This window comes from Paraburkholderia sp. SSBN10T (genome assembly GCF_056619545.1).
On record NZ_JBWQQI010000029.1, the window covers coordinates 75,567 to 99,693 of the forward strand.

Annotated in this window: 18 protein-coding genes; 6 read left to right on the forward strand and 12 right to left on the reverse strand. The window is 63.0% G+C overall.

What is annotated here, in order from left to right:
* Positions 1-74 precede the first annotated feature (74 nt).
* The 3 genes from AC1ECK_RS32105 to AC1ECK_RS32115 all read right to left on the reverse strand — a co-directional run bounded on the left by AC1ECK_RS32105 (position 75) and on the right by AC1ECK_RS32115 (position 3,698).
* Positions 75-1,739, reverse strand: a complete 1,665-nt coding sequence (locus tag AC1ECK_RS32105) for an Nramp family divalent metal transporter (protein ID WP_480326542.1) — start codon at positions 1,737-1,739, stop codon at positions 75-77.
* 813 nt (positions 1,740-2,552) lie between these two features.
* Positions 2,553-2,840 (reverse strand): hypothetical protein, encoded by a 288-nt coding sequence (locus tag AC1ECK_RS32110; RefSeq protein WP_480326544.1) that lies wholly within the window; start codon positions 2,838-2,840, stop codon positions 2,553-2,555.
* 111 nt (positions 2,841-2,951) lie between these two features.
* Positions 2,952-3,698, reverse strand: a complete 747-nt coding sequence (locus AC1ECK_RS32115; protein WP_480326546.1) for a Mut7-C RNAse domain-containing protein — start codon at positions 3,696-3,698, stop codon at positions 2,952-2,954.
* Between the two features lie 94 nt (positions 3,699-3,792).
* Between AC1ECK_RS32115 and AC1ECK_RS32120 the strand changes: the two genes are divergently transcribed.
* A complete protein-coding gene (locus tag AC1ECK_RS32120) occupies positions 3,793-4,662 on the forward strand; it encodes an NAD(P)-dependent oxidoreductase (RefSeq protein WP_480326548.1) in 870 nt (289 codons plus the stop codon).
* Between the two features lie 217 nt (positions 4,663-4,879).
* On the opposite strand, the gene AC1ECK_RS32125 is transcribed toward AC1ECK_RS32120, so the two are convergent.
* The 5 genes from AC1ECK_RS32125 to AC1ECK_RS32145 form a co-directional block, all read right to left on the reverse strand.
* Complete coding sequence (locus AC1ECK_RS32125) at positions 4,880-5,704, reverse strand: OmpW/AlkL family protein (RefSeq protein ID WP_480326550.1); 825 nt, start codon at positions 5,702-5,704, stop codon at positions 4,880-4,882.
* 161 nt (positions 5,705-5,865) lie between these two features.
* The gene (locus AC1ECK_RS32130; protein ID WP_480326552.1) at positions 5,866-7,086 is read right to left on the reverse strand and encodes a DUF2957 domain-containing protein; all 1,221 of its coding nucleotides are present in this window, start codon (positions 7,084-7,086) and stop codon (positions 5,866-5,868) included.
* Positions 7,087-7,159: 73 nt separating this feature from the next.
* Positions 7,160-8,572: a DUF2957 domain-containing protein gene (locus AC1ECK_RS32135; protein WP_480326554.1), complete on the reverse strand. Its 1,413-nt coding sequence runs from the start codon at positions 8,570-8,572 to the stop codon at positions 7,160-7,162.
* Positions 8,573-9,076: 504 nt separating this feature from the next.
* On the reverse strand, positions 9,077-10,024 hold the full coding sequence (gene argC, locus AC1ECK_RS32140; RefSeq protein ID WP_480326556.1) for an N-acetyl-gamma-glutamyl-phosphate reductase: 948 nt from the start codon (positions 10,022-10,024) through the stop codon (positions 9,077-9,079).
* Between the two features lie 237 nt (positions 10,025-10,261).
* Entirely contained in the window at positions 10,262-10,864 is a 603-nt protein-coding gene (locus tag AC1ECK_RS32145) for a YbhB/YbcL family Raf kinase inhibitor-like protein (RefSeq protein ID WP_480326558.1), read from the reverse strand.
* 270 nt (positions 10,865-11,134) lie between these two features.
* On the opposite strand from AC1ECK_RS32145, the gene AC1ECK_RS32150 reads away from it, so the two are divergent.
* Positions 11,135-11,824, forward strand: coding sequence for a response regulator (locus AC1ECK_RS32150; protein ID WP_480326559.1), 690 nt, complete (start codon positions 11,135-11,137; stop codon positions 11,822-11,824).
* A gap of 163 nt (positions 11,825-11,987) precedes the next feature.
* Here AC1ECK_RS32150 and AC1ECK_RS32155 read toward each other — a convergent pair whose 3' ends face one another.
* Positions 11,988-12,674 (reverse strand): orotate phosphoribosyltransferase, encoded by a 687-nt coding sequence (locus AC1ECK_RS32155; protein ID WP_429266572.1) that lies wholly within the window; start codon positions 12,672-12,674, stop codon positions 11,988-11,990.
* Positions 12,675-13,083: 409 nt separating this feature from the next.
* Between AC1ECK_RS32155 and AC1ECK_RS32160 the strand changes: the two genes are divergently transcribed.
* Positions 13,084-14,349 carry an MFS transporter gene (locus AC1ECK_RS32160; RefSeq protein WP_480326560.1) on the forward strand — a complete coding sequence of 422 codons (1,266 nt, stop codon included), beginning with the start codon at positions 13,084-13,086 and terminating at the stop codon, positions 14,347-14,349.
* Between the two features lie 327 nt (positions 14,350-14,676).
* Complete coding sequence (locus tag AC1ECK_RS32165; RefSeq protein WP_480326561.1) at positions 14,677-16,947, forward strand: NADP-dependent malic enzyme; 2,271 nt, start codon at positions 14,677-14,679, stop codon at positions 16,945-16,947.
* A 116-nt stretch (positions 16,948-17,063) separates the two neighbouring features.
* Here the strand turns inward: AC1ECK_RS32165 and AC1ECK_RS32170 are convergent, their stop codons facing one another.
* Positions 17,064-20,663, reverse strand: a complete 3,600-nt coding sequence (locus AC1ECK_RS32170; protein WP_480326562.1) for an indolepyruvate ferredoxin oxidoreductase family protein — start codon at positions 20,661-20,663, stop codon at positions 17,064-17,066.
* A 366-nt stretch (positions 20,664-21,029) separates the two neighbouring features.
* On the opposite strand from AC1ECK_RS32170, the gene AC1ECK_RS32175 reads away from it, so the two are divergent.
* Entirely contained in the window at positions 21,030-21,224 is a 195-nt protein-coding gene (locus AC1ECK_RS32175) for a hypothetical protein (protein WP_480326563.1), read from the forward strand.
* A 148-nt stretch (positions 21,225-21,372) separates the two neighbouring features.
* Here the strand turns inward: AC1ECK_RS32175 and hppD are convergent, their stop codons facing one another.
* Entirely contained in the window at positions 21,373-22,470 is a 1,098-nt protein-coding gene (gene hppD, locus AC1ECK_RS32180; protein ID WP_480326564.1) for a 4-hydroxyphenylpyruvate dioxygenase, read from the reverse strand.
* Positions 22,471-22,616: 146 nt separating this feature from the next.
* Here hppD and AC1ECK_RS32185 point away from each other — a divergent pair, with 146 nt between their 5' ends.
* On the forward strand, positions 22,617-23,135 hold the full coding sequence (locus tag AC1ECK_RS32185; protein ID WP_480326565.1) for an Lrp/AsnC family transcriptional regulator: 519 nt from the start codon (positions 22,617-22,619) through the stop codon (positions 23,133-23,135).
* A 157-nt stretch (positions 23,136-23,292) separates the two neighbouring features.
* Here the strand turns inward: AC1ECK_RS32185 and AC1ECK_RS32190 are convergent, their stop codons facing one another.
* Positions 23,293-23,961: a GNAT family N-acetyltransferase gene (locus AC1ECK_RS32190; RefSeq protein ID WP_480326567.1), complete on the reverse strand. Its 669-nt coding sequence runs from the start codon at positions 23,959-23,961 to the stop codon at positions 23,293-23,295.
* Positions 23,962-24,127: the final 166 nt, after the last annotated feature.

Genomic DNA, 24,127 nt, shown 5'->3' on the forward strand with positions numbered 1-24,127 from the left:
AGGTGGAAAGGCCAGAGCGAACGCTCTGGCCTTTTTTCATGGCCGCAACCTGAACTGATCCCGGTGCGCCGTTCTCAGTGCCACGCCAACTGGATGACCTTCACCAGCACCAGTGCAACAGCCACGATCAGGTAACCGCGCAGTACCCCCATCCAGACGCGCTTGCTTAACGTCAGGTTAGGCGGCGGCAGGTCGGCGAGCGGCGGCATGCGCCACGTGTCGCGCGGGTCTTTCTGCAGCGAAGCCGTGAGGGCATCGGCCCACGCATTGATGCCCCGCTTGCGCACCAGGAACAGCCCCGTTGCCGCCACGCTCGCCAGCAGCGTGCCGCCGGCGAGCACTTCGAGGATCGTCTCGCCGGTGATATCCGGGTACATCACCGAAGCCGTCAGGATGATCGACAGCATCACCAGCACCCAGATCACCGCGCCGGTGAAGAGGTTCAGCTTCATCGAGTTGACCCACGGACCGAGCACCGCGCGATCGTTGCACAACAGCAGCAGGAACACCGTGGCGCTTGGCAGCAGCACACCCGCCAGCGTTTGCACCGCTTCGGTCAGCAGGCCGAGCGGGCTGCCCGGAATCAGCACGAGCGCCGCGGCGAACGCGATGATGCCGAAGTACACGAAGTAGAACCCCTTTGCCTCGCCCACGCCGCGATGCAGCGAATGACGAATCTTGAAGACGTCGCCGATCGCATAGGCGGTCGAGAGCGAGACCGCAGCCGCGCCGATGATGCACGCATCCAGCAGCGCCACCGCGAAAATCACCGCGGGCCACTTGCCGACATACTTGTCGAGCGCGACGATCACCCCGCCGGCATCCGTGAAGTTGCCGAATTCCGGGCGGCCCGCGAACAGCGCCGCGCAGAATGCGATCATCGCGATGGCGCCGATCATCACGAAGGCGATACCGATCCACAGGTCGGCCTTTTCGTATTTCATGAAGCGCGGCGTAATGCGCTTGTCGACCACGTAGCTTTGCTGGAAGAACAGTTGCCACGGGGCGACCGTCGTGCCGACGATGCCGATGACGAGCAGCATCACATCGCTCAGCTTCGAATTCGCGGGCCAGTTGGGGATCAGGAAGTCGCGCGTGATCTGCGCGACCGGCGGGTGAATCGACACCAGTACCGGCACCAGCAACAGGCTCAACAGACACAGGACTAACGCGAAGCGTTCGAACCGTCTGAAGTTGCCGGTGCTCACGGCTGCGCCTGTCAGGAGCGCGGCGATCACCACGCCGGGCAACTTCGGTACGCCGAGATAATCGAGCGCGAAGGTGATGCCGATGAACTCGGTGACGAGCGTGAGCGCATTCAGAATGAACAGGTCGATCACGCTGAACGCGCCCCAGAACTTGCCGAAACGCTCGAAGATCAGCAGGGCATGGCCGACGCCCGTGACCGCGCCGAGGCGGAGCACCATCTCCTGATTCACGAACAGGACGGGAATCAGGAGAAGGAGCGTCCACAGCAGGGTGGTGCCGTAGTTCTGGCCCGCCTGGGTGTAGGTGCCAAAGGCGCCGGCATCGTTGTCGCCGACCATCACGATCAGGCCGGGGCCGAGGATCGCGAGCAGGGTGCGTAGGCGTGCGAACCAGTTGGTGCGCGGGGCGGTGTCGTGGCGCGCAATCGTGCCGAAGGCGCCTGTGATGTCGCCGAGGTGCGCCGAATCGAGGACTGCGCTGCGTTCGAGCACGGCGGGGCGTGGTGGTGAAACGTTCGACGGCGTGGACATGTGGATTCTCCTGATGATTGGGTTGTCGAGTCTCGCGGTCCGTCCTGTGTCTGCGCATAGAGGTTGTGTTGCGGACGGCCGCGATGCATCGCGCGGTTATGACTGGCGTGACTAGAGGGACTAGGGTCACTGTCAGGCATGACGGCCTCCTTTGCGCAAAATGCGCAGGTGTGTTGATCCACACGCCGGTCAGGACGAAGCTGACGAAAGGCGTGAACGAACTGCACCGCAGGCGCGAACCTGTGGCGCTGAAAACCCTAACGGCACGCGCGACAAAACGCATACCGCAAGCGCGATATCAGTGAATGGGCACGGAGAAGTACCAGGAGTGCTTACTGCGAAGTACTGCGACGCGCACCGTCTGCCTGGCTGGCAAGACGGCGGCTAGAGAAGGGCTGTAGCGCGGGACGTCGTGCCTGTCAGGCAGAGATCTGTATCGAAGATCGACAACTACAACTGTCCAAGGCATGTGCCCCATTGGTGAGAACGAGCGAAGTTTAGGCGCGCGCCCGAAGGCAAGTCAACGGGATTCCCCACTTATCTGAAAATTTATTTTGGGCGAGCGGGATGGGCTTGCTCAAGAGTCCTGTGTGTCGGGATCGGAGCGGTACAACTATGGGATGACAGGACGCAGAAGGCCTGTTCCGGGTAGGGGATTGTCGTGACTGAAGGCCTATGTACAAGGCATCGAATCAGCACTGCGTAGCAATTCGCGGCTTGGGTTGGCGGGTGAGGTGAGGAACGGCGCGGTGTCGGGTCGTTCCTCGCTCGACCCGCTTTAGACGGGTCTGGCGCTCGCAGCCCGATGCCGCGTTACGAAGCGTCGGCAGCGAGACCGCGGTTGATGACTTCGGTGAGCAGCCCGGTCATGCCTTCGGGGTGGGCAGCCGCACGTTCCTTGAGCTTTTCGACGAGTTCGGCGTTGAGCTTGCAGGCGAACGGCACGAGTCCCTGTGCCTGGTCGAGCTTGCGCTGTTCGCGACGGTCGAGCACGGGCGCGGCGGCGGATGCTTTGCCGAAACGCTCGGCGGTCGCCAGTTTCATCGAATTGGTCAGTTTGAGGGCCTTGTTCTTCTCAAGGTCGGTTTTTTTCATCGCCATCCGGAAAGCCTCTGCATGATAGGTAATCCCGCATTGTACGCATCGCGCCGGCTTGCCAGCCAGGTGCGCGGTTTGCTGGCCGCAAACGCTGGTTCCGGGGCGGCCGCGCGCTTAGGCGCGTTCGCCCGCCATGCTGTCCATCAGGGCGCGCATTCGCTGCCAGTGGGTGCCCTCCCAGAACACCCGCCGGCACACGTCGCAGGTGACAAATTGCGCGTGCCGTTCGAGTACGCCTGGTGGCGCACGGTCCGCCACTTCGCCCTTTGGAATGCGCCGCAGCGGCGCGTTGCAGGTGAGGCACAAACGAAATGGCTGGGCGCTGCCGGCCAGATCGAGCCGGTCGAAAATCTCGCGCAATTGCGCCTTGGGTTTGAGCGTGCGCACATAGCAACCGTGCGTGATGGTGCGCCGTTTGAGCAGTTCGCGGTCGCGCGTGAGCACGATCCGCTGTTCGGCGGAGGCGATTACCTCGATGTCGGCGTCGGGGTAGTGGTTGTCGTAGAGCGTATCGAAGCCGGCCAGCCTCAGCAGTTGGGCAAGGCCGCCGAGATGGGCGTCGGCGATGAAGCGCATCACCCGCAACGGCCGTTCCCGCACGCGCAGCAGCGGCTGGATATCGAGCGCCTCGAACTTCGGATAGACCGCCACGCGGTCGCCGTCCGCCAGTTGCCGCTCGAAGCCGACCGACTCGCCGTTCACGAGAATCAGTTCGACTTCGGTATGCGGCACACCGAGCGCTTCGATCATGTGCTTGGCGGTGGCCGCGGGCGCGCAGACACAACTGAACGCGCGCCGGCGCAGCGGCCGGGCGAGAAAATCGTTCAGCTCCTCATAGAAGCGGAAAGTCGCGGTGACCATGGCATCAGTATCGCACCGTGCCGCGTGGCACGCTGCCAGCAGGCACAGCGCGGCTGTGCTTTACTTCAGACTCCCTTGAAGAGTGGAGCAAGAGATGGACATCGGTTTTATCGGGCTCGGCGAGATGGGTGTCGCCATGGTGCAGAACATGCTGAAGGCGGGCCACACCGTGCGCGTCTGGAACCGTTCGCGCGAACGGGCGCAGCCGCTTGCCGCCGCAGGTGCGAAAGTGGTGGGTTCGCCGGCCGAGGCATTTGCGGGCGAAGCGGTGTTTTCGATGCTTGCCGATGACGCTGCGCTGCGCGCGGTGGTCGACACCGCGTTGCTGGAGCACGCCCCGCGCGGTTTGATTCACGTGAACATGGCGACGATTTCAGTTGCGCTGGCTGAGGAACTGGCCCACGCGCACGCGGCGCGCGGACTGCTCTATGTGGCTGCGCCGGTGCTGGGTCGCCCCGACGTGGCGGCGGCGGGCAAGCTGACGATTATCGCCGCCGGTCCGGTGGAGGCGATCGACCGCGTGCAGCCGGTGCTCGATGCGATTGGCCAGAAGACGTGGCGCGTCGGCACGCAGCCGAAACAGGCGAATGTGATGAAGCTCGCGGCCAATTTCATGATTGCTGCGGCGGTCGAAACGCTCGGCGAGGCCGCCAGCCTCCTGACGGGACACGGCGTGGCGACACAGGATTTCCTCGATGTGGTGACGGCAGGTATCTTCCCCGGTCCGGTCTATCAAGGCTACGGCAAGATGATTGCCGAACGGCGCTACGAACCGGCCTTGTTCAAGGCGCGGCTGGGACTGAAGGATGTGCGGCTTGCGCTGGCCGCCGCCGACGCGGTATCCACGCCGCTGCCGTTGGCGAGCCTGGTGCGCGACAGCCTGATCGAGGCGATCGCGCATGGCGACGGCGAGAAAGACTTTGCGGTGCTGGGCGAGGTCTCTGCGCGGCGAGCAGGGCGTTGAAAATGGTCTAACGGCGCGATGTTTCGCGTAACGTTGTGTAAACACAACGTCGAGGGTCAACCCTAATTCGGATGTTGCGCCGCACCAAACGCTTTGCTATAGTGGTTCTTGTCTCCTCCATGTCTCCTCTGATATGGATTCAGCCCGCCCAAGTAGGCGGGCTTTTTTTCGTCCAGAGAATTGGCCGGACTCTCGCATTCTTACGCTGCTTCAGGCATCAGAACCGATACGAAATGGCAAGAAACGAGATGATCGGGTCCGCCTTCAGTTCCGCCTTGCTCACAGACAGTTCCGTGCCGTCAGCCGCCTTGATGATCGTCGAGGAAGTGGTCTTGAGCGGAATGTACGTGACCGAGGCCACCAACCCCCAATGATTCGTGATGTTGTACTCGGCGCCCGCATTGAACACCGGTTGCCATGACGACGACGCCTTCGCCGAGACCTGGGTCGTGCCCGGCTTGCCGGCGCCGGCGGCCAGCACCGCGCCGAGGTTGTTCTGGGTCGCCGTGACGAAGTTCGGATTCAACTGGATGTCGGAGAACCAGTTGTACGACACCCCGAGACCGAGGAACGGCCGGAATTTCGCGTCCGGTCTGTTGAAGTAGTACTGCAGGATCGCGGCCGGGCTCCATTGACGCACGCTCTTCACGATCGGATTGCTCGACGGGTCGCCGATATTCTGGCTGCCGAGCGCGCCTGCCGGTCCGGGCGGCATGATCGTGCCGTGACCGTAGAGCTTGAACACCGGCGGCACCCCCGCGACCGAGCTAACCGCAATGTGGTCGGTCAGGAAGTGGGTGAACACGAGGCCGACCGTATTCGCGTTATTGGTCGACAAGCTCGTGCCCTGCGAGGTAAACGAGTTCGGCAGACGCAACGGCGTGTTGATCGGGGTCGGCGCGACGTAGGTCGTGAGCGGCCCGCTGGAATCCTTCGGCGCCACGTGGAACCAGCCGAGCACGGCGACGTTGTCCCCGGCATGCTGCGCGTAGGCGCTGACCGACAGGCACATCGCCAGTGCCGCAATAAGTATTCTTTTCATGACGTTCCTCCTGGGTGGGCAGCCCTGCTACGCGCGGCGGCGGGCAGCGATGCCCGCATGGCCGGCGCGTTCCTGGCGGCCCCCGGCCGCGGCGCTTACTGCATGCGCGGTAGCCGGGGAGCGGTTGCCTCGTTGCGTAGTGACGGTGTTGGCTGCGTCCATTACTGGACGAACGCGCCAATCGTGAAGTAAGGCGATGCGGGCGTCGTCAGATCCAGGTAGCCGAAGACGCCACCGGTGAAGATCATCTTTCCGGTCGGCGTGGTGCCCGTCGATGCGCCCACCCTGGTGGTGGTCACTTCCCCCGGCACCGTTTCGGTAAAGTCCAGATTCAGCGCGGTCGCGAGCGACGCCTGCGAGGCGTTGAACGGATCGAGCAGCGTGGCCTCGGTGCCTTCGAGCGCGGTCGTGCGGTAGTCGAACTGGCTGTCCACGCCGATGTACTCGCCGTTCTGCGAGTTCACCGCGATCGTCGACTGCGGCGCGAGAATCGAGATCCCCGATTCATCGTCGGCCAGCAAGGCCGCCGGATTGGCAACGCCGGTGCGCACCAGAATCGGCACCAGTTGGCCGCGCAGCTTGCCGACGATCATGAAGCCCTTGGCGGCGGGCGTCGTGGCGAGCGTTGCCTTGGCCTGACCCTGGAAGTTATCGGTTTCGAACGCGCCGCTTTGATCGGACGACTGCACGAGGTTCGTGCCGGGTTGCTGGCACTTGCCCGCGTTGACACCGGAGTTGTCGCACTCGGTCCAGGTGCCGTCGGCGTTGATCGTGATCTTCGTGTCCACGGCGACCGGCAGAAAATTCTGCGAGGGAACCTGGTGATAGCCGAGCTGGTTGTAGGTGCCGGCCACGTTCGCGAGATTCGTTTCAATCGACGAGAAGCCGATGAACGGGTAGTACGGGAACGTCGTGTCCGGCACCGCACCGACGCCGAGCACGCCGCCGAACTGGATCTGCGCGCCGGGAATCGTGCCGCCCGCGACGCCTTCGCCGACGAACACGCGTGCCGGGCGGGTCGGGTCGAGGCTTGCGCCGTTCAGTTGATAGGCACACTGGTTGAGCTTCGCGGTCGGCAGTTGCGTGACCTGAGTCAGCGTGCCGCTGGTTGTCGTGCCCGCGCGCGTCGGCGTGACGGTGCCGGTGGTCGCTGGAATCGGCGATTCGATATAGCTGACCTGCCAGGTCATCTTGGTGGTATCGAGTTGCAGCTTGACCAGTTCGCCGTCCCCTCCGCCGCCGGTGTAGACCGTGTTGTAGTCGAGTGTGGTGGGACACAGCGCCTGCACAACCGGCGCCGGCGAGCTGCTGCCGCCACCGCCGCCGCATGCCGTCACCAACGGCGCGGCGCAAGCCAATGCCGCGAGGAATTTCCATTTCATACTGCCCCCTCCCGAATGTTCTCGTTGTAGAGGCCGGCTCACGGTCCGGCCCTCTCCTGAATTTGCTGTCTCGTTACTTGCTGACTTGCGCGCCGACGCCGAAGTACGGGCTGCTGGAGGTGCTCGAATTGGCCGAAGTCGACACCACGCCGCTGTTTTCCGTACCCTGGATCAGGATCGCGTACAGGCCGCCCGAGGAGATCGCGTAGCCGGACTTGCCGTTCTGATCGGTCACGCCGATCAGCCCCGGACTGGTGAGGTCGTAGCTCAGGCCAAAGCTGGACTCCGCACTCGACGTTTGCGGATTGACGAAGGTGCCTGTCGCTCCGTTGATCAGCGTGGCGGTGTAGTTGAAGTTCGAATCCGCACCGACGTAGCCGCCGTTGAAGCCGCCTGAAGCGAGCGATGTGGCCTGTGCGAGCAACGCGATACCGGATTCGTCGTCGACCTGGGCGCCGCTGTGCAGCGCACCGGTGCCGAGGTTGACGTTGCCGGTGCGCACGACGAGCGGGATCGTCGCGCCGTTCAACTGGCCGAGAATCATGTGCGCGACGCCCGACTTGCCGGTTTGCCCGACCAGCGGCAGCGATGTCTGGGCGACGATCTGCGGCGCCTGGGTGCTGTCGAAGTAGCCGTTGCTGTCGAGCGTGTACGGATTGCCCGTGGTCAGGCAGCCGCCGGCATTGGGCGAGTAGCTGGAGTTGGTGGCGTTGGTGGAGGTACAGGTGCCGCTCGAGTCGAAGGTTTCGACGCTGTTGGTGCCGACGGTCGCGTAGTTGCCGGATGGCGTCAGGTGATACAGCAGGCCGTTATAGGTGCCCGGCAGCTTCGTGATGTCCGTTGTCGTGCTGGCGAAACCGAGGAACGGGTAGAAGTCGAAATGACGGTTGGGCACCTCGCCGACGTTTTGATAGACGAGGATCGTCAGTCCGCTGAACTGGACCGTCGCACCGGGAATGCCGCCGCCCGCTACGCCGTTGCCGATGAAGATCGTCGGCGGATTGCTCGAGTTGAAGTCGGCAGAGGTGCTGTACGAGCCATTGGGTCCTGAGCCGCTGCCGGGCGTCAGGATGAACGCGCAGCGTATCTGTTCAGCAGTGGGTAACGAGCCTGCCGGCGGATGGGCGACGGTGCCGGTGATCTGCACGCCCGCGCGGGTCGGCGTTACGGTGCCGGTTGCGAGCGGAATCGGCGATTCGAGCCATTTCAGCGTATACGTCATCGCTGTGGCGTTGATGTTGAGGCTCACCACTTCGCCACTGCCGGCACCGCCCAGATAGGTCGTGTTGCCGATATCGGCGGTTGCCGGGCATAGCGAGGCCACTGTGCCTTCGGCGGGCGCACCCTGGCCGGTGCAACTCGATCCGGAACATTGCGGGGCGTTGATCGCAGCAGGGCTGCTGCCGCCGCCACCGCCGCCGCAGGCGATCAACAAAGGGGTGGTGATAAGGGCCAATGCGAGGCCTCTGTTTATGGCGTCCCACATGCTGCTGTCTCCCTTTCATGTAATTGTGCGAAGTAATTTCGCCGCACGCTAAAGGCCTGTCAATTGACAGAACCGTCTAAAAAGGTCGATTCAAACAGCCGTGGAAACGCGCGGCTCTGGCTACTGTGAGGTTGGCGAGCCTTTTAAACAAAAACGAATTTTCGGGCGTGGGAGCGGCAACGTTGCTTTGCCGCACACGCTTGCCAGTCAAGCCTTTGGGCAAAATGGCTCTATCATCTTCGAACGGCCGTTCGGTAAAAAATCGGGTATTTCCCCAGGCGGCAATCTATGCGCGGTGTATCGCGCTCGTGCACGATTTACCGATTTATGAATAACCGCGGGTTTCTGTTTAAAAGTAATTGGGAATATTACTGATAGGGATTCGTGCTGATTAGGGTTGCAGAATGAAACTTTGAAACGGGCATTTGAAACGAAAAAAAGCCGGTTTATGAAAACCGGCTTTTTATGCTGAAGGACGGCAAGGCGCCGTCCGGCGGGGAGCAGTTAGCGTTTCAATCCGCTGTCTTCGGCGGTGCCGATCGCGAGGTTCATGCACTGGATGGCGGCGCCCGATGCGCCCTTGCCCAGATTGTCGAGACGCGCGACCGTGACGAAGCGCTCTTCGTTGCCGAACACGAACAGGTCGACGCGATTGGTGTCGTTGTTCGCCTGCACGTCGAAGAAGCCGCCGTCGAGATTCGCTTCGGCATCGAACGGGGCGACCCGCACGAATGCTTCGCCCGCGTAGTATTCGGCGAACAGGGCCAGCACGTCTTGCGGCGAGGCCTTCTTCGCCAACTGGCTCGGCGAGAAGAAGGTCGTGACGGCGAGACCTTTGTAGAAGTCGCCGACAATCGGCGTGAACACCGGTGCTGAGTTCAGGCCGGTATGTGCCGCCATTTCCGGCAGATGCTTGTGCGTGAGGCCCAGTGCATAGGGACGCGGGCTCTTCAGCCGGTCGTTACCGCCTGCTTCGTAGTCGGCAATCATCTTCTTGCCGCCGCCGCTGTAGCCAGTGATCGAGTAGCTGTGCGCGGCGAAGTCCGGCGCGACCACGCCTGCTTCGACGAGCGGGCGCATGGCCAGCACGAAGGCCGACGCATGACAGCCCGGCACGGCGATGCGCTTCGCGGTGCGCAGTCGCTCGCGTTGCGAGCGGGCCAGTTCCGGCAGACCGTAGGCCCAGTCCGCGCTGGTGCGAAACGCCGTGCTCGCGTCGATCAGCACAGTGCGGTCGTTCTCGACGAGCGACGCCGATTCGCGCGAGGCGACATCGGGCAGGCACAGGAACGTGACGTCCGACGCGTTGATGAGACGACGGCGCTCCTCGATGTCCTTGCGCTTCGCTTCTTCGATACGCAGGATCTCTACGTCGGCGCGTTGCGACAGGTATTCGAAAATCTTCAGGCCGGTCGTGCCTTCCTGTCCGTCGACAAATACTTTCGTGCTCATCTCACTCTCACTGGCTTACGGGGATACGGAGGCGCTGCAGCGCGCCGGAACGTCATTTTAAGACTGGATGACGGCAGGCGTGCGCAAACATCGGTGAAAATTGAAGTTGCACCGTGCAAATGACAGTGCGATGACGGTTTTATGCTGGAGATGCCATCCGTTGACGGCGGGTTGGTCGATCCGGCCCGGCACCCCGGCGCTCGGAAGCCGGGGTGCCTGCGTGGAGGGTTGTTCGCCCTAGCGTCCGTAGGTCACTACCATACGCGCGGTGCCGAGGATCGCGGTGCCGATCTCGTGATCGAACATGAGCGCCGGGCGGCCCTGGGCGAGCCGCAGATCGGTGGTGTTCAGCGCATACACGGTGATGACGTAGCGATGCGGCTTGCCGGCGGGCGGGCAAGGACCGCCATAGCCGTCGATATCGAAGTCGTTACGGGCTTCGACGGCGCCGAGCTTCTTCAGATAGCCCGAAGCGCTGGCATTTTCGGGCAAGCGGTTGAGACTGGCGGGAATCTGCGCGACGGCCCAGTGCCACCAGCCGGGGCCGGGTGCATCCGGATCGAATATGGTCACGGCGAAACTGCGGGTGCCGGCGGGCGCATCGTGCCAGGAAAGCTCGGGCGAGCGGTTCGCGCCCTTGCAATCGTCCTGATCGAAAACCTGGGCGGCGTCGACGATGCCGCCGTCATGAAAGCTCGTGCTCGTGAGCGCGAACGGCCCCTCGGCGAGCGCGCGCGGCCCGTGTGCGACTGCGAGCGCGAGACTGAGCATCGCCAGTACAAAAGACGGTGTTCGGGAGCGGGGCGAAGCAAGCGAAACGACCAGGCAACGCGAACGCATGTGCCGATTCTCCTCTCAGGGCCGTGAACGTTCATCCTCACCTTCATTATTGTCCCTATTTTGTCTCCGAGGTCGAATCAAGATTAACTTTTGTCCTGGCAGCGCCTGGCGGCGCGCTCTGACAGGCCGTGGCACGGTGAAATCGGCTATAGTCAGACGAATTGCGCCTGTCGTCGAGACGCAAGCAAGTTCACCCATTTAGAACCCGGAACTTCAGAATGACGCATGACTGAAGCTGCGGAGAGCGTGTCATCAGGTGAAGGGAGAGCGATGCCAGATCCAGTCAGGGTCGTCGTGGCAGATGACCATCCGGTGATTTTGTTCGGCGCAGAACACGCGCTGCTCAAATTTCCAGGCATTCAGGTGGTTGCGCGCGCACGCCAGTCAACGGAACTCATCAAAGCGTTGCAGACCGTCCCTTGCGACGTGCTGGTGACCGACCTCGCGATGCCCGGCGGGCAGTACGGCGACGGTCTGCCGCTGATCGGCTATTTGCGCCGTAATTTTTCCAGTCTGCCTATCGTCGTCCTGACCATGCTCGAGAATGCCGCGCTGCTCAAGCGGCTGAGCGAACTGGGCGTCACCTCGCTCGTCAACAAGGCGGACGATCTGAGCCATATCGGCCTCGCGGTTCAGCACGTCAGCCGCAATCTCGAATACATGAGCCCGTCGGTCAAGGCCTCGCTCGCTACGCTGCGCATGAACGCAGGCGGCAAGAGCGACGAGGTGATCCTGTCGAAGCGCGAACTGGAGGTGGTGCGGTTGTTCGTGTCCGGCATGACGATCAAGGAAATCTCGGGGCAGTTGAACCGCAGCATCAAGACCATCAGCACGCAGAAGAACACCGCCATGCGCAAGCTCGGCCTTGATCGAGACTCCGAACTGTTTCAATACGCGCAGAGCAATGGGCTGTCGAATTTGTCGTCGAGTTCTGTTGGGGAGTTGGGCGGCACGGCGTAAGGCTTTTACGCTTGTGTAGGACCGTGGAATAAAAAAGGCTGCCTGTCTTGTGGACAGGCAGCCTTTTTACTGTCAGCCGCAAGGGCCAAAACCGGAGCACCTGGCGTGATGCCGGTCTGACTCAGTGCGCTTAAAAGTTCACTGCGCAGCTTGTCGTGAAGCCTTACTGCGGCGATGCCGTCGCGCCGCCGTGCGCCGCCGACCACTCGGCCGGTGCGTGCAGGAATTTCTCGACTTCGTCCAGCGTCTTCGTGTCGAAGTAGCCGTTTTCCTTGGCGACGCGCAGCACATCCCACCACGTGGCAAGCGCGTGCAGATCGACGTCGATGTCTTTTAGCACCGACACGCTTTCCTTGAAGATGTTGTAGTGGAACAGCACGAAGCAGTGGTTCACCGTCGCGCCGGCGGTGCGCAGCGCGTTGATGAAGTTGATCTTGCTGCGGCTGTCGGTGGTCAGGTCTTCCACCAGCAGGACGCGCTGACCTTCGGTCAACAGGCCTTCGATCTGCGCATTGCGGCCGAAACCCTTCGGCTTCTTGCGCACGTATTGCATCGGCACCATCAGGCGGTCGGACAGCCACGCTGCGAACGGGATGCCGGCGGTTTCGCCGCCGGCGACCGCGTCGATCTGCTCGTAGCCGACGTCGCGCAGGATGGTGGCCTCGGCCATTTCCATCAGGCCGCGGCGCACGCGCGGATACGAGATCAGCTTGCGGCAGTCGATATACACCGGGCTCGCCCAGCCGGACGTAAAGATGTACGGTTTTTCCGCGTTGAAGTGAACTGCTTGCACTTCCAGCAGCATCTTGGCGGTCGTGTCGGAGATCGTCTGGCGATCGAAGCCTGTCATGGGCGGATCCTTGGGTGAGAGCGGGGAGGGCGCGGGCGCAGGAGCCCGGTGGCGCAGCAAGCGGGGTATTCCGCGCCTGATGGGCGGAACACGCAGCCGGTCAGTGGAGTGCAGGCCGGTTTTGCTACGCGCGTAGCCCGCTATTTTACCCGATTCGGGCACTTCCGAGGAGGCTGTCGTGCGTGAAAACCCGTCATGACAGGGATAGCGGCGGCGAGGCGTCGCGATGGGACGGCGTTTCGGGCGAGGGCGCACATTCGCATGGCGCCGCCGCGGGGTTCGCGGGCGTCGGCCTTTTTGGCTTGCTTGTGGCCTGCGCGGACGCCGATTACACTCACGCGAATTTTCAGGGGCGGGCGGCTCCGGCGCCGATCTCGTCAGCGTGGCCGCGCCCTACCGGATGCTTTCGATGACTGTCGCCTCTTCTTCCACGTCCTCCCGCGCCTCCGCGCAGCGCGGCTATGCCGGCCGGGCACTGCTCGCGGCGGTGCTCGGCTATGCGATGGACGGCTTCGACCTGCTGATCCTCGGTTTCATGCTGCCGGCGATCGCCGTCGACCTGCACCTGTCGTCGGCGCAGGCCGGCTCGCTCGTCACCTGGACACTGATCGGCGCGGTGGCGGGCGGCATCGTCTTCGGCGTGTTGAGCGACTATTTCGGCCGGGTGCGGATGCTCGCGTGGACCATTCTGATCTTCGCGGTGTTTACCGGCCTGTGCGCGCTGGCGCAGGGCTATGCGGATCTGCTGGCTTACCGGACGATGGCCGGGCTCGGACTCGGCGGCGAGTTCGGCATCGGCATGACGCTGGTCGCGGAGGCCTGGCCGGCGGCGCAGCGGGCGCGGGTTTCGTCGTACGTGGGGCTCGGCTGGCAGCTCGGCGTGCTGGCCGCCGCACTGCTCACGCCGCTGCTGTTGCCGGTGATCGGCTGGCGCGGCATGTTCGCGCTCGGGCTCGTGCCGGCGGTGGTGTCGTTCGTCGTGCGGCGGCAAGTCGAGGAGCCGGCGCTGTTCGTCGAGCGCGCGGAACAGGCGCGGCAGGTGAGGCGCGCCGGGAACGATCGGGCGGCGCGCAAGCTGCCGTTGCGGCGTCTGTTTGCCGATGCGCGCACCGCGCGCGCCAGCGTCGGCGTGGCGATTCTCTGTTCCGTGCAGAACTTCGGCTACTACGGCTTGATGATCTGGCTGCCGAGCTATCTTTCGAAGACCTTCGGCTATTCGCTGACCAAATCCGGTCTGTGGACCTCCGCGACTGTGCTCGGCATGGCCTTCGGCATCTGGCTGTTCGGCATCGCCGCGGACCGCTTCGGCCGCAAGCCGACCTTCCTGTTCTACCAGGCCGGCGCAGTGGCGATGGTGTTCGTCTATGCGCATCTGAGCACGCCGCTGGCGCTGCTGATCGGCGGTGCGGTCATGGGTGTGTTCGTCAACGGCATGATCGGTGGCTACGGCGCGTTGATCTCCGAGCTGTATCCCACTGAGGCGCGGGCTTCCGCGCAAAACGTGCTGTTCAATATTGGCCGCGCGGTGGGCGGTTTCGGCCCGGTCGCAGTCGGTGCGCTGGCGGCGCGTTTTTCGTTCGGCGCGGCGCTCGCGCTGCTCGCATCGATCTATCTGCTCGACATTCTTGCGACGCTGTTCCTGATCCCCGAGCGTCGCGGCGCCGCTCTCGACTGACGCGCTGCGCGCTTTTGCGAAGCCTCGCGCGACGCTGCGGGCGCTGCTGCGCAATGACGCGCCGCAGCATTGCAAGTCCTTGTTTCGCCGATGGTTAGCGGCTCTAAAGGCTACGCGTAATGACCCATGCGGGGTGTACACTAACTCCCCCGCAAAAGCTCTGCACCGTCCGCCAACCGCTCAGGTTTGACGCTGCGCCTAACCGGCGCAGGTGAAAACCACTGCAGTCGATGACCCATTCGATTCATGCAAGCGAGGCACACGGCGCGATGAGCCGGACCCACAGCGGGCCGCGGCCAATTTTACTTACGTCTCGCAGGCCAAAACATGGACGAACAACTGAAGCAAAGCGCTCTCGCGTATCACCAGAATCCGAAGCCCGGCAAGATTTCGGTCACGCCGACCAAGCCTCTATCGAACCAGCTTGACCTTTCGCTGGCGTACTCGCCGGGCGTCGCCGCAGCCTGCATGGCGATCTTCGACGAGCCGCTCGACGCGCAGAAGTACACGTCGCGCGGCAACCTCGTCGGCGTGATCACGAACGGCACGGCCGTGCTCGGTCTCGGCAACATCGGTCCGCTCGCCGCGAAGCCTGTAATGGAAGGCAAGGGCTGCCTGTTCAAGAAATTCGCCGGCATCGACGTGTTCGACATCGAACTGTCCGAGACCGATCCGGACAAGCTGGTCGATGCGATCGCCATGCTCGAGCCGACGTTGGGCGGCATCAACCTCGAAGACATCAAGGCGCCGGAATGCTTCTACATCGAGAAGAAGCTGCGCGAGCGCATGAAGATTCCGGTCTTCCACGATGACCAGCACGGCACCGCGATCATCGCGTCCGCGGCGATCCTGAACGGCCTGAAAGTGGTCGGCAAGAAGCTCGACGAAGTGAAGCTGGTGTGCTCGGGCGCGGGCGCCGCGGCGATTGCCTGTCTGGATCTGCTGGTGCACCTGGGCCTGTCGAAGAAGAACGTGCTCGTCGCCGACTCGAAGGGCGTGATCTACGAAGGCCGAGGCAATCTCGATCCGTCGAAGGAACGCTACGCGGCCAATACCGACGCGCGTACGCTGGGCGACGCGATTCGCGGCGCCGACGTGTTCCTCGGCTGTTCGAGCGCCGGCGTGCTGAAGCCGGAAATGGTCGCGGAAATGGGCACCCAGCCGCTGATCCTCGCGCTGGCCAACCCGGAACCGGAAATCCGCCCGGAAGAAGCGAAGAAGGTGCGCCCGGATGCGATCATCGCCACGGGCCGTTCGGACTATCCGAACCAGGTCAACAACGTGCTGTGCTTCCCGTTCATCTTCCGTGGCGCGCTCGACGTGGGCGCGACGACGATCACGGAAGAGATGAAGCTCGCCTGCGTGCGCGCCATCGCGGAACTGGCCGAAGAAACCGACCAGGGCGATGAAGTGGCGAAGGCGTACGAAGGTCACACGCTCGAATTCGGCCCGGACTACCTGATCCCGAAGCCGTTCGACCCGCGCCTGATCATCAAGATCGCGCCGGCCGTCGCGCAGGCTGCGATGGATTCGGGCGTCGCGACCCGTCCGATCAAGGACATGGACGCGTATCGCGAAGAACTCGGCACCACGGTCTACCGGACCGGCATGGTGATGCGTCCGGTGTTCGCGGCGGCGAAGTCGGCGCCGGCGCGCATCGTGTTTGCCGAAGGCGAAGACGAACGCGTGCTGCGCGCTGCCCAGTTCGTGCTGCTCGAGAAGATCGCGCGGCCGATCCTGGTCGGCCGTCCGGCGGTGATCGACATGCGTCTGAAGAAGATGGGCTCGAAGCTCAAGTGCGGCGAAGACTTCGAGATCGTCAATCCGGAAGATGATCCGCGCTACCAGAAGTGCTGGCAGGAATATCACGAGATCGGTGCGCGTGAAGGCGTGACGCCGGAAGTCGCGAAGGCCGCGCTGCGCAAGTTCAACACGCTGATCGGCGCGATCCTCGTGCGGGTGGGCGACGCGGACGGCATGATCTGCGGCATGATCGACACGTACCAAAGCCATCTGAAGTTCATCGAGCAGGTGCTGGGCAAGGCGGAAAACGTCCAGAATCTGGCGGCGATGAACCTGCTGATGCTGCCGGGCCGCAATCTGTTCATCTGCGATACGTACATCAACGAAGTGCCGAGCGCCGAGCAGCTTGCCGACATGACCGTGCTGGCCGCACGCGAAATCGAGAAGTTCGGTATCACGCCGAAGGTCGCGCTGCTGTCGAACTCGAACTTCGGCAGCGTGCCGTCGGCTTCGTCGCAACGCATGGCCGAAGCGCGCAAGCTGATCGCGCAACGCGCGCCGGGCCTCGAGATCGACGGCGAAATGCACGGTGACGCCGCCTTGTCGGAAATGGTCCGCAAGGCTGCGTTCCCGGGCACGACGCTGACGGGCGAAGCCAATCTGCTGATCATGCCGAACGTGGAAGCCGCGAACATCACGTACAACCTGCTGAAGATGATCGGCGGCGAAGGCGTGACGGTGGGGCCGTTCCTGCTCGGCGCGGAGAAGCCGGTGCATATCCTGACGTCGGCTGCGACCGTGCGCCGGATCATCAATATGACGGCGGTCGCTTCGGCGAATGCGCGCAAGGGCTGACGCGCGGTAACTGTCGTCCTCGTATCCGCTGCGGCGCCGCTATACGGCGCTCGCGGACCGAACGTAAAAAAGCCACGGAAGCGGATTCCGTGGCTTTTTTTATGTCCCGCTTACGGTTACGCGGCGTGCTGCGCCTGACCGTCCTGCGGCGCGCGCCAGCGCGCCAGCAAGTCTTGCCACTTGATGCGCACGCCCTTCAGGTTGTTTTCCTTCACGTGTCCGTAGCCGCGGATGCCGTCGGGCAGATTCGCCAGTTCGACTGCAAGGGCATGCTTCTGCACACTCAGGCCGCCGATCAGCTCCTTCACCAGCGCTTCATACTCGCCGATCAGCGCGCGCTCGGTGCGTCGCTCTTCGGTCTTGCCGAACACGTCGAACGCGGTGCCGCGCAGGAACTTGAGCTTGGCGAGCAAGCGCATCGCGCTCAGGATCCATGGCCCGTACTTCTTCTTGATCAGATGGCCGTGGGCGTCCTTCTTCGAGAAGGCCGGCGGCGCGAGGTGGATGTTGACCTTCCAGTCGCCCTCGAAACTCGCTTTCAGCTTCTCCATGAAGGCCGGATCGGCATACAGGCGCGCGACTTCGTACTCGTCCTTGTAGGCCATCAGCTTGTGGAGGTTCTTCGCGACCGCCTCGGTCAACGGCAATTGACCGTCGCCTACGTCGAGCGCGGATTCCACCACCCGCACCTGCGCCACCAGTTCGCGATAGCGTGCCGCGTAAGCTTCGTCTTGCCATGCGCTCAGATAGTCGGCGCGCTTGTCGATCAACGTGTCGAGTGCTTTCGGCGTGTGCAGCGAGATGATCTTGCTGCTGGCGGTTTCCGCCTCTGCGGTGCGGCCTTGCGACTGCGCGATCTTGCGCACGGCTGCGAGGTCGTGCGCTGCGCGGCGGCCCCATTCGAAGGCCGCGCGGTTCTTCTCGACCTGCACTGCGTTCAGCTCGATCGCCCGCATCAGCGATTCGTACGTCAGCGGCACCCAGCCCTTTTGCCATGCATAACCGAGCACGAACGGGTTCGTGTAAATCGCATCGCCGAGCAGCGCGACGGCGAAATGGTTGGCGTCGATTGCGTCGACTCCCGCTTCGCCGGCGCCTGCGCGTACGTCCGCTTCCGCATCGGCGCCCGGGAATTGCCAGTTCGGATTCTTGATGAACGCGGCGGTCGGCGTGTGGGCGCTGTTCAGCACCACGCGCGTGCGGCCCGCCTGCATCCGCGAAACGCATTCGTCACTGGCAGTGACGATCGCGTCGCAGCCGATCACGAGACTGGCTTCGCCCATGGCGATACGGGTCGCGTGGATATCGGCGGGTTGCTTCGCGATCTGCACATGGCTCATCACGGCGCCGCCCTTCTGCGCGAGGCCGGTGACGTCCAGCACCGTCACACCCTTGCTCTCGAGGTGAGCCGCCATGCCCAGCAGCGCGCCGATCGTCACGACACCAGTGCCGCCTACGCCCGTCACGAGCACGCCGTACGGCCGCTCGATCGGCGGCAGGTCCGGCGTCGGCACCGGCGGCATCGCATCGTCGCCCGCGCCTGACGCGGCCTTCGGCTTCTTCAACTGTCCGCCTTCGATCGAAACGAAGCTCGGGCAGAAGCCGTTCACGCACGAGAAGTCCTTGTTGCAGGTCGACTGGTTGATCTGGCGCTTGGTGCCGTACTCGGTATCCAGCGGCTCGACCGACAGGCAGTTGGACTTCACCGAGCAGTCGCCGCAGCCTTCGCAGACTGCTTCGTTGATCACGACACGCCGCGCCGGATCCGGATAGGTGCCGCGTTTGCGACGGCGGCGCTTTTCGGTCGCGCAGGTCTGGTCGTAGATGAGAATCGAGGTGCCGGCGATCTCGCGTAGCTCGCGCTGCACGTCGTCGAGCTGCTCGCGATGATGAATCGTGATGCCCGGCGCGAGACCGACGTTCGCGTGGTACTTCTCCGGCTCGTCGGTGACGATCACGATCTTCGCGGCGCCTTCCGCGGCGAGCTGATGAGTGATCTGCGGTACGGTCAGCACGCCGTCCACCGGCTGGCCGCCGGTCATCGCGACTGCGTCGTTGTAGAGAATCTTGTAGGTGATATTCGCTTTCGACGCGATCGCCGCGCGAATCGCCAGCAGCCCCGAGTGGAAGTAGGTGCCGTCGCCGAGGTTGGCGAACACATGCTTGTCGTTGGTGAACGGCGCCTGGCCGATCCACGCCGCACCTTCGCCGCCCATCTGGCTGAAGGTGCTGGTGCTGCGGTCCATCCACACGGTCATATAGTGACAGCCGATCCCGGCCATGGCCCGCGAGCCTTCCGGCACGTTGGTCGAGGTGTTGTGCGGGCAGCCGGAGCAGAACCACGGCTTGCGCTCGACTTCGACGCGCGGCCGGGCGAGGGCTTTTTCCTTCGCTTCGATCACCGCAATGCGGGTGGCGATGCGCGCGCGCACATCGGCCGGCAGGTCGAACTTTTCCAGGCGCGTGGCGATGGCCTTGGCGATGATCGCCGGCGACAGCTCGTAGTGCGCCGGCAGCAGCCAGTTGCCCATCGGCACCGACCATTCGCCGCCTGCGCCGTCCTTTTCGTCGAACTTGCCGAACACGCGCGGACGCTGGGCGTCGGGCCAGTTGTACAGCTCTTCCTTGATCGCGTATTCGAGAATCTGGCGCTTTTCTTCGACCACCAGAATTTCTTCGAGGCCGCGCGCGAAAGCATGCGCGCCTTGCGCTTCGAGCGGCCACACGCAGCCCACCTTGTACAGGCGAATGCCGATGCGGGAGCAGGTGTCGTCGTCCAGACCGAGGTCGGTGAGCGCCTGACGCACGTCGAGATACGCCTTGCCGGCCGTCATGATGCCGAAGCGCGCCTGCGGCGAATCGATCTCCACGCGGTCGAGCTTGTTGGCGCGCACGTAGGCGAGCGCGGCGTACCACTTGTAGTCGAGCAGGCGCGCTTCCTGAACCAGCGGCGGATCGGGCCAGCGGATATTCAGACCGCCTTCCGGCATGGCGAAGTCTTCCGGCAGGACGATCGTCGTGCGGTGCGGATCGATATCCACCGAAGCGGACGATTCGACCACGTCGGTCACGCACTTCATCGCGACCCACAGGCCGGAATAGCGGCTCATGGCCCAGCCGTGCAGGCCGAAGTCGAGATATTCCTGCACGTTCGAGGGAAACAGCACCGGCAGGCCGCAGGCCTTGAACATGTGCTCGGATTGATGCGCGAGCGTCGAGGACTTGGCGGCATGGTCGTCGCCGGCCAGCACGAGCACGCCGCCGTGTTGCGACGAACCGGCCGAATTGCCGTGCTTCAGCACGTCTCCCGAGCGATCGACGCCGGGGCCTTTGCCGTACCACATCGAGAACACGCCGTCGTATTTGGCGTTCGGATACAGGTTGACCTGCTGCGAACCCCAGACGGCGGTGGCGGCGAGGTCTTCGTTGACGCCGGGCTGGAACACGACCTGGTGTGCGGCGAGATGCTGTTTCGCCTTCCACAGCGACTGGTCGAGACCGCCAAGCGGAGACCCGCGATAGCCGGAAATGAAACCGGCGGTATTGAGCCCTGCGGCCTTGTCACGTTCCTGCTGCAACATCGGCAGACGCACGAGGGCCTGGATGCCGCTCATGTAAGCGCGGCCGCGTTCGAGCGTGTATTTGTCGTCGAGCGTGACGGAATTGAGCGCGGCTTCGAGCGAGGCTCGCTGACCAGCGTCTAGCGGGGCATTCATTTGTCTGTACTCCTCCAGCCTGTTTGGGATCACCAAAGCTTGGTGGCCTCGGCATCTTGTGAATGCTCCGGCCGGGGTCGCCATATTGACGTGTTTTAAGGGATGGTAGCACTGGGAGAAACCCGCCGCATGGCATCAAAAGTGCTGTCGTTCAGCGCGGATTAAGGATGGCGAGTGACGCGGTGATGACACGCAAGCGCCTGATTGAATTATTTTCACGACGCCGTGTAACAAGCTGTAAAAGCTTCAAAGTCGCGGAACCGCTCTTGAAAAGCCTGTCTAACCACCCACCTGTGCGCGTGGTTGCGCAACGCTCCGCAGTTGGTGGAGCTTCACGGCAAACAGGCAGTCAGAAAAGGAGTACGCATGAACACTAGAAATATCCAGACCTTCCTGATGGTCTCGGCCGCATTCTTTGCGATGAGCGCACCGCTGCGCTCGGGCAGCGCGAGCACGCTGGCCACCGCGGTCGCTCTTACGGCGAAAATCGCGCCGGCTGGCATCGCGGCGGAGCGCGCCGCTGCGTCGAGCGAAGCCGACGAGGACGAGCGGCATTCCTGATGAGTCGCCCAGACGATGCGTCGATCTGATTCTTGCCGGCGCCTGAAGCCAGGCGGCGGCTGAAATAACAAAGGGCAGGGATCTTGCGATTCCTGCCCTTTTCTTATGGCTTGGCCGCCTGATGCCGTGCCGTCAGGCCGTCGTGGCGTTACGCCTTGTCCTGTACCACGCCGCGGCGAATCTGATCCAGCTCGATCGATTCGAACAGCGCCTTGAAGTTGCCTTCACCAAAGCCCTGATTCCCCTTGCGCTGAATGATCTCGAAGAAGATCGGGCCAATCTGGTTCTCGGTGAAAATCTGCAGCAACAGATCGTCGGGCGCGCCGTCGATCAGGATCTTGCGCTTGCGCAGTTCCTCGAGCGGCTCGCCGTGATTCGGCACGCGGCGGTCGACCAGCTCGTAGTAAGTGTCGATCGTGTCGAGCAGAGAAATGTTCGCCGCGCGCAGTCCGTCGACGGTGCGATAGATGTCGTTGCTGCCGAGCGCGATGTGCTGGATGCCTTCGCCGTGATACGCGTCGAGGTATTCCTGGATCTGGCCGGCGGTTTCCGAACCTTCCTCGTTGATCGGAATGCGGATCTTGCCGCACGGCGAGGTCATCGCCTTCGACTTCACGCCCGTCACCTTGCCTTCGATGTCGAAATAGCGCACTTCACGGAAGTTGAACAGACGCTCGTAGAACTCCGCCCATTCCTGCATGCGGCCACGGTGCACGTTGTGCGTCAGGTGGTCGATGTAGGTGAGGCCGTGGCCGACCGGGTTCGGGTTGGCGCCGGGAATCGGCACGAAGTCGACGTCATAGATGCCGATATCGCCAATGCTGTTCGGCTCCGCGCCGTTCTTGCCGCGCCAGCGATCCACGAAATAGATCAGCGAATCGCCGATGCCCTTGATTGCCGGGATGTTCAACTCCATCGGACCGGTCTTGTTGTCGAAGCCCCATGCGCCTTTTTCCAGCGCCTGCTGGTAAGCCTTGGCGGCGTCTTGCACGCGGAACGCGATCGCGCAGATCGACGGGCCGTGCAGGCGCGCGAAGCGTTGCGCGAAGGAGTCCGGTTCGCCATTGACGATGAAGTTGATCTCGCCCTGACGATACAGCGTCACATCCTTGTGGCGATGGCGGGCGATGGCGGTGAAGCCCATCTGTTCGAAAAGCTTGCCGAGTGCCTTGGGATCCGGGGCGGTGTATTCGATGAACTCGAAGCCGTCGGTGCCGACGGGGTTATCCCAGGTTTGAACCTGCATGTTTGTCTCCTCAAGGGCGGGCGCGCATTGCGCAATAGAGTGACGCAAGTGTAAAGGGCCGCCTGCGGCGAAAACTTGCGAACTTATTCGTGCTTGATTAGGCTGGCGCTATTTCATAGCTCAAATAGCGAGTGGAGCGGCAGAAAATGGCCAATGTCGAGATGGACGCGATCGACCGGCGGATTCTCGCTATCCTGCAGGAGAACGGCAGGTTGTCGAATCAGGAGATTGCGGAGCGCGTGAACCTGTCGCCGAGTCCGTGTCTGCGGCGAATTCGCCGGCTGGAGGAGAGCGGCGTGATTCGTGGCTACGTTGCGTTGCTCGACGCACAACGGCTCGGCCTCGATCTGCTCGCTTATGTGAACGTGCGGCTGGAAAAGCGCGGCGGACCGGCAATTGGCCCACGCGGCGACGGCGCCCCGGTGCGCGCCGGCACGACGCATGCGGATCTGTTCCGCGCCGCGGTGCAGACCTGGCCGGAGGTGGTGGGCTGCCACGCCATGACAGGGGATATGGATTACCTCTTGCGCGTGCAGGTGGAGGACATGGCGCACTTTTCCCGCTTTGTGCAGGATCAGTTGCTGCACCATCCCTCGGTAATTGACGTGAAAACGAGCTTTTCGCTCGAGACAATCAAGGAGACGACCGCGCTGCCTATATTGTGAGCGGGGAGTGTGAGCGCGGCGCAGCACGGGGGACCATTGCGGGCCGAAGCGGGACACGGCGTTCGACCCGCGCGCAACAAACCTGCTGGCGCAATAGCAAAAGGGCGGCTGAGCCGCCCTTTTGCTTATTCCGTGAGGGGTGTCGCTGAAACCGTTATCAGGCTGCGACAGCCGCCGGCAGGAGCGATTCGAAGATCTTCGAAGCCTGACGCGCCTGACGTTTCAACGCATAGTCGAACACGGCGGCCTGTTCCTGCAGCATTTCGGCAATGATGCTCGACTGGTCGGCCGGCGGCAGCGTCAGATAGGCGTCGGCCTCACCGTACGCGTATTCGATCTTCATGCCGGCCTTTTTCGCGATGTGCATCATCGTGGAGTTGCGTGACAAGCAGTGCATATAGAGCATCGTCACGTGCGTATTGCGGCTGCGAATCGCGGCGCGCTCGAACAGCTTGCTGCCGATCCCCTTGCCACGCACGCTCTCCAGCACCGACACGCCGAACTCGGCGGTGCGCTTGTCGCCCTCGGCCGGGAGATAGGCCAGGTGGCCAACGCCGACCAGTTGCAACTGGTTGTCGAAGACGCCGAATACGGTGTCGCGCGTGAAGTCGATGGAGCGGACGTAGTTCTCGATCACATGGTTCGGCACGATCTGGCCGAAGCGCAGCAGCCGGTCGTCTTCGCCGAGCGCGAGAAAGTGGTCGAGCAGGCGTTCGCGGTCTACCGCGGTGAGTTCCCGCACCAGAGCATGCGCGTGACCGGCAGCCTGCATCAGGCGATCCGGTGCGACGATCGGCTCAGCGGCGCGGGTAGTAGGCGTAGTCATGGTTGGGTTCTCCTATTCAGCGGGCGATATGGTGCACCGCGGAATGGATTTTAACCGAAGTGGTATCTCAGAACTAGGGAAAACCCGGATATCAATTCGACGACCCGTTCTATTTTGTTGTGAACCTATTTCTATGTATTTGATTTAAAACAGTTATTTGTTTTGC